Annotated in this window: 6 protein-coding genes and 1 riboswitch; of the genes, 2 read left to right on the forward strand and 4 right to left on the reverse strand. The window is 63.3% G+C overall.

Translation table 11 applies throughout. From position 1 onward, the window contains the following. Positions 1 to 32: 32 nt before the first annotated feature. Positions 33 to 199, reverse strand: a riboswitch (FMN riboswitch). Positions 200 to 295: 96 nt separating this feature from the next. Further along, the gene (locus DyAD56_RS02555) at positions 296 to 1,207 is read right to left on the reverse strand and encodes a LysR family transcriptional regulator (protein WP_102301190.1); all 912 of its coding nucleotides are present in this window, start codon (positions 1,205 to 1,207) and stop codon (positions 296 to 298) included. A gap of 87 nt (positions 1,208 to 1,294) precedes the next feature. Between DyAD56_RS02555 and DyAD56_RS02560 the strand changes: the two genes are divergently transcribed. After that, positions 1,295 to 2,305, forward strand: coding sequence for an NAD(P)-dependent alcohol dehydrogenase (locus DyAD56_RS02560; protein WP_102301191.1), 1,011 nt, complete (start codon positions 1,295 to 1,297; stop codon positions 2,303 to 2,305). A 50-nt stretch (positions 2,306 to 2,355) separates the two neighbouring features. Here DyAD56_RS02560 and DyAD56_RS02565 read toward each other — a convergent pair whose 3' ends face one another. The 3 genes from DyAD56_RS02565 to ribD are packed head-to-tail and all read right to left on the reverse strand — an operon-like array spanning position 2,356 to position 5,373. After that, a complete protein-coding gene (locus DyAD56_RS02565) occupies positions 2,356 to 3,372 on the reverse strand; it encodes a Gfo/Idh/MocA family oxidoreductase (protein WP_102301192.1) in 1,017 nt (338 codons plus the stop codon). Beyond that, positions 3,369 to 4,235, reverse strand: coding sequence for a phytanoyl-CoA dioxygenase family protein (locus DyAD56_RS02570; RefSeq protein WP_158241230.1), 867 nt, complete (start codon positions 4,233 to 4,235; stop codon positions 3,369 to 3,371). Before DyAD56_RS02570 ends, DyAD56_RS02565 begins: the two co-directional genes overlap by 4 nt. A gap of 37 nt (positions 4,236 to 4,272) precedes the next feature. Then, positions 4,273 to 5,373 (reverse strand): bifunctional diaminohydroxyphosphoribosylaminopyrimidine deaminase/5-amino-6-(5-phosphoribosylamino)uracil reductase RibD, encoded by a 1,101-nt coding sequence (gene ribD / locus DyAD56_RS02575; RefSeq protein ID WP_343125286.1) that lies wholly within the window; start codon positions 5,371 to 5,373, stop codon positions 4,273 to 4,275. 397 nt (positions 5,374 to 5,770) lie between these two features. Between ribD and DyAD56_RS23810 the strand changes: the two genes are divergently transcribed. Next, entirely contained in the window at positions 5,771 to 5,917 is a 147-nt protein-coding gene (locus tag DyAD56_RS23810; RefSeq protein WP_158241231.1) for a hypothetical protein, read from the forward strand. The last annotated feature ends 148 nt before the right edge of the window (positions 5,918 to 6,065 follow it).

Consider the following 6,065-nt stretch of genomic DNA (forward strand, 5'->3'; position numbering starts at 1 on the left):
AGGCAGGCGCACGCCAGCGAAGGCGAGCACCGTACCGTCTTCTCTCATCCGGACTATCTGGAAGCCATCGCTGGCTGCCAACCGTCGGCTCCGGCATTGGACCGGATCTGCTGACCTTCCGATGACCTGGAAGCGCTCGCGGGCTCATCCCGAAGGACCTACCGCCGGTGGGGAGTTTCGCCCCGCCCTGAAGACGTCGTTTTGTGGTTTTGCCGGCGAACCGGCCCGGGGATTCTAGCACCAACCCCGGCGAGGGCCGCCTCGCCCGTTGTCCACGGTGGTGAACACCGCGTCCTTAAGGCTGCTTCATGGCCTGCACCAGATAGTCGATCAGCAGGCGCACCGCGGGCACACGGTCTGCCCCCGGCAACCACACCAGATGGATCGGAGACTCCCCCAACTGCCACGGCGACAACACCTCGACCAGGCGCTTCTGCGTCACCAGTGGATCACCCATGTAATCGCCCATGATGCCAATGCCGACCCCGGCCAGCAGGGCATCGCGCACGGCCTGGACGTCATTGCACCGCATGACGGGATCAATGCGCACAGAGCGGCGCCGACGTTGTTGATGGAGTTGCCACAGCGAACCGGTGCGCAATCCGCTGAACTCGAGGCAGCGGTGATGCTTGAGGTCGGCGGGGTCATCCAGCGGCGGTGCCGTCTTCAGGTAAGCCGGTGAGGCACAAAGATAGCGGCGCATCGTTCCTACCTGCCGGGCCACCACGTTGGCGTCCGCCAGCCGACCCACGCGCACCGCCACGTCGACCCTCCCTGCCACGAGATCGACGTAGGTGTCGTCATAGGTGGCGTCGATGCGTATCTGCGGATGCCGCGCCATGAAACGCGCTACCAGCGGCGCAACACGCTCGCGCCCGTAGGTGCGAGGCAAATGCAGGCACAGACGCCCCTGCGGTTCGCCATCCTGCGGACGCAGATCCACGGCCAGGTCGGTCATCACCTGTTCCAGTCGTTCGCAATGCGCCAGCAACTGCTCACCGCGCGCGGTGAGCGTGACGCGACGCGTGGTGCGCATGAACAACCGCGTGCCCACGGCATCTTCCAGCGAGGCAATGCGCCGACTCAGCACGGATGGTGTGCAACCGGCCTCACGCGCGGCCTGCGAGAAATTCAGCAGCCGGGCGGAAATCGCAAAGGCGCGCAGCTCGCGCACCCGGGTCGGCGTCAGTTCGAATGATTTATTCATTGAGCGAACAAATGATGTGCGATATGCAGAGATTATCATCAGAAGCGTAGAGCCCGAGGATGGCGCCATTCCCCACGGAGTCTCGCCATGCGCGCCTATCGCCTCCCCGCTTTCGGATTGGACCAACTGCAACGTGTCGACCTGCCGGAACCCCAACCCGGTTCCGGCGAAGTACTGGTCAAGCTGGAAGCGGCATCGCTCAATTACCGCGATCTACTGATGGCCCAAGGCGGCCTCTATCGCGACGTGAAGCTGCCGATCATCCCGGTGTCGGACGGTGCGGGCACCGTGCTCGCCGTCGGTGATGGCGTCACCCGCTTCAAGCCAGGCGACCGGGTGACCACCGTCTACAAATCGCGCTGGATTGCCGGCGCCATCCGCCCGGAATGGGTCGGTGCCGAGCCTGGCGGGCCGGATGATGGCGTGATGCGCGACCTAGCCTGTTTCGACGCTTACGCGCTGGCGCACGCACCCGCACACCTGAATGCCCTACAGGCCTCGACGCTGCCCATCGCTGCACTCACCGCGTGGCATGCGCTGGAACTGGCACACGTCACCAGCGGGCAGTCGGTGCTTGTGCTGGGCACGGGCGGCGTGTCGCTGTTCGCCCTGCAGTTCGCGAAGATGCGCGGCGCGCGCGCCATCGTACTGTCCTCCAGCGACGAGAAGCTGGAGCGCGCCAAGGTTCTGGGCGCCGACGTCGGCATCAACTATGTCAGGCATCCGCAGTGGAGCCCGCAGGTACTCGAAGCTACCGGCGGACGCGGCGCGGATGCGGTGATCGAAACGGTGGGTGCCTCCACGCTACGGCAATCGATGGATGCGGTGGCCATGCACGGCTTTATCGGGCTGGTGGGCTTCATGGGTGGCAACGAGGCATCGCTCACCCTCACTCAGGCCCTGCTCAAGCGCATTCACCTGCAGGGCATTTCGGTGGCGCCGCTGGAGTCGCACGAACGCATGAATGCCGCGGTTGAACTGACCCACCTCGAACCGGTGATCGATCGCGTCTACGGCTTTGACCAGTTGCGTGATGCCTTCGGCCTGATGGCCACCGGCAAGCACTTCGGCAAGATCGTCATCGATTTCTCGAAGTAACGATTGCCGCCAGCTTCCGCGCGCTTCCCTGCAGGAAGCGCGCGGCACTGTCACCCGCCGATGGCTTGCCCGCTTTCCTGGCGATACTGGCGCAGCACCTGATCCATCACCCAACTGGTGCGCGCGCCGCTTTCAGCCGTAGAAGGGCACGCGCCCTTCTTCCCGGTCAACTCGGCCACGATGGTTTCGATCAACGGCTGCTGGATGTGCGACGGATTGGCCACGCGGTACTCGTGCGAGCCATCCGCGGTTTCCACGTGGATCGGTCCGTCACCAAAAGTGGCGAAGGCGATGCGCCCCTTGTCCCCGATCACTTCAATCTGGTCGTGATGCTTGAAGCTGTCGAAGTTCCAGATGCCCGTGCCCAGCATGCCGTTGCCAAACGCAAACGACATCGCGACGCCGTCTTCCACACTGTATGCACCGAGCTGATTGCTGGCCTGCCCATCCACCGCAACGATGGGACCGAACAGCCAGTCAAGGATGTCGAGTGTGTGGCAGCCGATGTCCATGAATACGCCGCCACCGGAAATCTCCGGCACCACATGCCACGGCAGATTCGCCGGATCGTGGTAACGCCGATGGTGCGGTTCGTACAACACCGTATTGACGATGCGCGGCTTGCCGATGGCCTGCTGACCGAAGATCAGCTCGCGCACTTTCTGAAAGCGCGGCAAGCTGCGGCGGTAGTAAGCCACGAAAACCGGCACGTTCGCCTGCTTGCCCGCGTGGATGATCGCCTCGCACTCGGCATGGTCCATCGCCATCGGCTTTTCCACGTAGACCGGCTTACCTGCCGCGATGCTCATCAGCGCGTAGCGCTTGTGCGTTGACGGCGGCGTGGCGATATAAACCGCGTTGACGTCCGGATCGGCGATGAGTTTCGCGGCATCGTCGTACCAGCGCGGCACGCCGTGGCGTTCGGCGTAGTCACGCGCCTTCTCGCCATCGCGTCGCATCACTGCGATCAACGCGGAGTTGGGCGTCTTGCTGAAACCCGGACCACTCTTCACCTCGGTGACATTGCCGCAACCGATGATGCCCCAGCGTATCGCTGCCGTCGTCATGTGGTCTTGAACTCCTGCTTCAGGAACTGCTGGTGATAGGCGTGGAACACATTCACTTCAGGGTGGCGTGCGCGTTCGACGAGATGTGCGCGCAGAGCCTCGCGCACGCAAGGCTGTAGCGACGAGAGGTAGTCGAGACTGTACTCGGTATGGTCGAGCACACCGAAATGCAGCGTGGGTGCGTACTGCGTCGAGTGGAAGCCCAAATGGATCGTGATACGGCGATCCTTCAGGACGCCACCCCAGCCGCGATGCACGGCGTAGTTGTTGTAGAACACCGCTTCGCCCGGCTGCAGCAGGATCTGCTGACCGGCAGACAACTCCGCCGCGTCGACAGGCGCCATTTTTTCGGTGTTACCAAAGATGGCCCGCTCCTGCGCATTGAGCTGCCGACGATGGCTGCCCGGCACGATCCACAAGCAGCCATCCGTGGTGAGCGGCATGTTCATCTGCACGTAGTTGTAGTGGTAGTCATCGCTGAACCAGCTCAGGTCGACCTGATCGTCCGGCACCTGCAGCACATCGCGATGCCAGCCCTGCCGATAGTCGACACCGGCATCGGCGTAAAACAGCGACGCGCCGTCCACGATGATGCCCTCGCCCAACAAGTCACGACATACGGCGAGGACACCTTCGTTGCAAACGATGTCCTGGATCCCGTGAATCGCCTTGCCGGGCTGCAAAAACTGTAGATTGCTCATGCGCTGCGACTGGCCACTTTCACGTCGCGATTCGTCCACGGCGGCAACGTAACGGGCAACGGTCGTATCGTCGAGGAGCTTGCGTACCAGGTAACCCTGTTCGCGAAAAAATGTGCGCTCAGCGTCACTCAGGACGTGAAGCGGCGGATGGGACGGAGTCATGGTTTGCATCCAGGCTGCCAGACGTTGGGAAATGCCTTCAGGCGATGGGGCGAAGCTGCAATCGCAGGTCGTCGCCCAGCACCCGACGGTCGATGGTGCGCAACTTCCAGCGCGAGGCCATGTCCGTCAGCAATGGCAGGCCGAGCAAGGGTTGTGCGTTGTCACCAAGCAGCACGGGAGCGATGTAGAGCAACAACTCATCCACCAACCCAGCTGCAAACAGGGAACCGCACAGATTCGGACCAGCCTCCACGTGCACTTCGCTGATATGCCGCCGCGCGAGTTCATCCATCACCGCGTGCAGATCCATCGCACCGCCCTTCTCCGCCACCACGGCCAACTCCACCGCCTGAAAGCGCGGGTCCACCGGTGCGTACTGTTCGTTGTGCAGCACCAGCGTTGGCATAGTGCCATCAAGCACGTGGCTGTCCGACGGCGTACGCAGGCGATTGTCGAGCACCACGCGCCACGGCGGCGTAAATGCTTCGCCCTCGGGTAGCCGCACGGTAAGACGCGGATTGTCCGCCAGCACCGTACCCGACGCCGTAAAGATCGCGGAACTACGCGCGCGCCAACGCTGCACGTCCGCACGTGCCGCTTCGCCAGTGATCCACTTCGACTCGCCATTGGCGAGCGCGGTGCGTCCATCCAGACTCATCGCCAGCTTTACGCGTACCCAGGGGCGCCCACGCTCGATACGGCTGAAAAAGCCGATATTGAGTTCACGCGCAGCATCACGCATCAGCCCAGTTTCCACCGCGATACCCGCATCGCGCAGCTTGCCGATGCCTCGACCTGCGACCTGCGGAAACGGATCCTCCCCAGCAATCACCACACGCGCCACACCCGCCGCAATGAGTGCATCCGCGCACGGCGGCGTGCGGCCGTGATGCGCGCAAGGTTCCAACGTCACATAGGCCGTCGCCCCACGTGCCTGCTCACCCGCTTCGCGCAGTGCATAGACCTCGGCATGCGGCTCACCCGCCCGCTGGTGATACCCCGTGCCAACGACCTGCTCGCCGTGGGCGATTACGCAGCCAACGCGAGGATTGGGATGCGTGGTGTAGAGGCCACGCTCGGCCAGGCGCAGGGCGTGAGCCATGTGGGCGTGATCGGTGGCGGTGAATGTTGAGGACATTGCTGGGGGCTTTGGGGGCGATGGGTAGTGGCAGTTTAGGGGATGAGGGTCGCAGTGGATGTTGGCGTTTCGCGTTCGCAGCACTTGGGGATGGGTATGGGGCATGCCTTCTGTGTTTCGCGCTTTGCCGGTGTGGTCCCCGAAGTGAGTGTCCGAGAATTGGGCAGCCCTACAGCACTACTCCCTCTCCCCTCCGGGGAGAGGGTTGGGGTGGAGAACTCGCTACGAAAGGGCATCGTCCGTCCTCTTTGACTTTGTGCCCTAGAGCAGAAGCAACGCGACCTGCCGCGATGCGATGTGCAGCTCCGCTGCACGAGCCGTCCGTCTCCCGCTTTTGACCTTCGGGCCCCCTGTGCGGCGGTGAGGGGTGGACGAGAAGGCCCGTAGGGGGATCGGCATGGATGCCGATTCCTTTTCGCCAGGGCAGGAAGCCCTGTCGAAAAGCGCGGCCGCCCCTCACGAACTGGCCGGCTTCACCGGCCAGCGCCAAGTGGGGGTGCCCTTCTCTTTGGTTACTTTCTCTTGGGCAAGCAAGAGAAAGTGACCCGGACTGCGGTAGCAGTTCGGAAGCCCGCCGCAGGCGAGCCAGGTCGCCGCAACGCGACAACCAAGCGATACAGAAACTAGACCCCAGCCGTTGCCCCCTTTTGTGGGTGCGCCGAGATGACGGCTCAGTTGGAGCAATGCGGCGA

Source organism: Dyella sp. AD56 (assembly GCF_002878475.1).
In the GTDB taxonomy this organism is placed as follows: domain Bacteria; phylum Pseudomonadota; class Gammaproteobacteria; order Xanthomonadales; family Rhodanobacteraceae; genus Dyella.

Excerpts from the sequence above, each read along its gene's own strand:
- DyAD56_RS23810 (WP_158241231.1), top strand. The coding sequence starts at position 5,771 with ATGGATGCCGATTCCTTTTCGCCAGGGCAGGAAGCCCTGTCGAAAAGC.
- DyAD56_RS02555 (WP_102301190.1), bottom strand. The coding sequence starts at position 1,207 with ATGAATAAATCATTCGAACTGACGCCGACCCGGGTGCGCGAGCTGCGC.
- DyAD56_RS02560 (WP_102301191.1), top strand. The coding sequence starts at position 1,295 with ATGCGCGCCTATCGCCTCCCCGCTTTCGGATTGGACCAACTGCAACGT.
- DyAD56_RS02565 (WP_102301192.1), bottom strand. The coding sequence starts at position 3,372 with ATGACGACGGCAGCGATACGCTGGGGCATCATCGGTTGCGGCAATGTC.
- ribD (WP_343125286.1), bottom strand. The coding sequence starts at position 5,373 with ATGTCCTCAACATTCACCGCCACCGATCACGCCCACATGGCTCACGCC.
- DyAD56_RS02570 (WP_158241230.1), bottom strand. The coding sequence starts at position 4,235 with ATGACTCCGTCCCATCCGCCGCTTCACGTCCTGAGTGACGCTGAGCGC.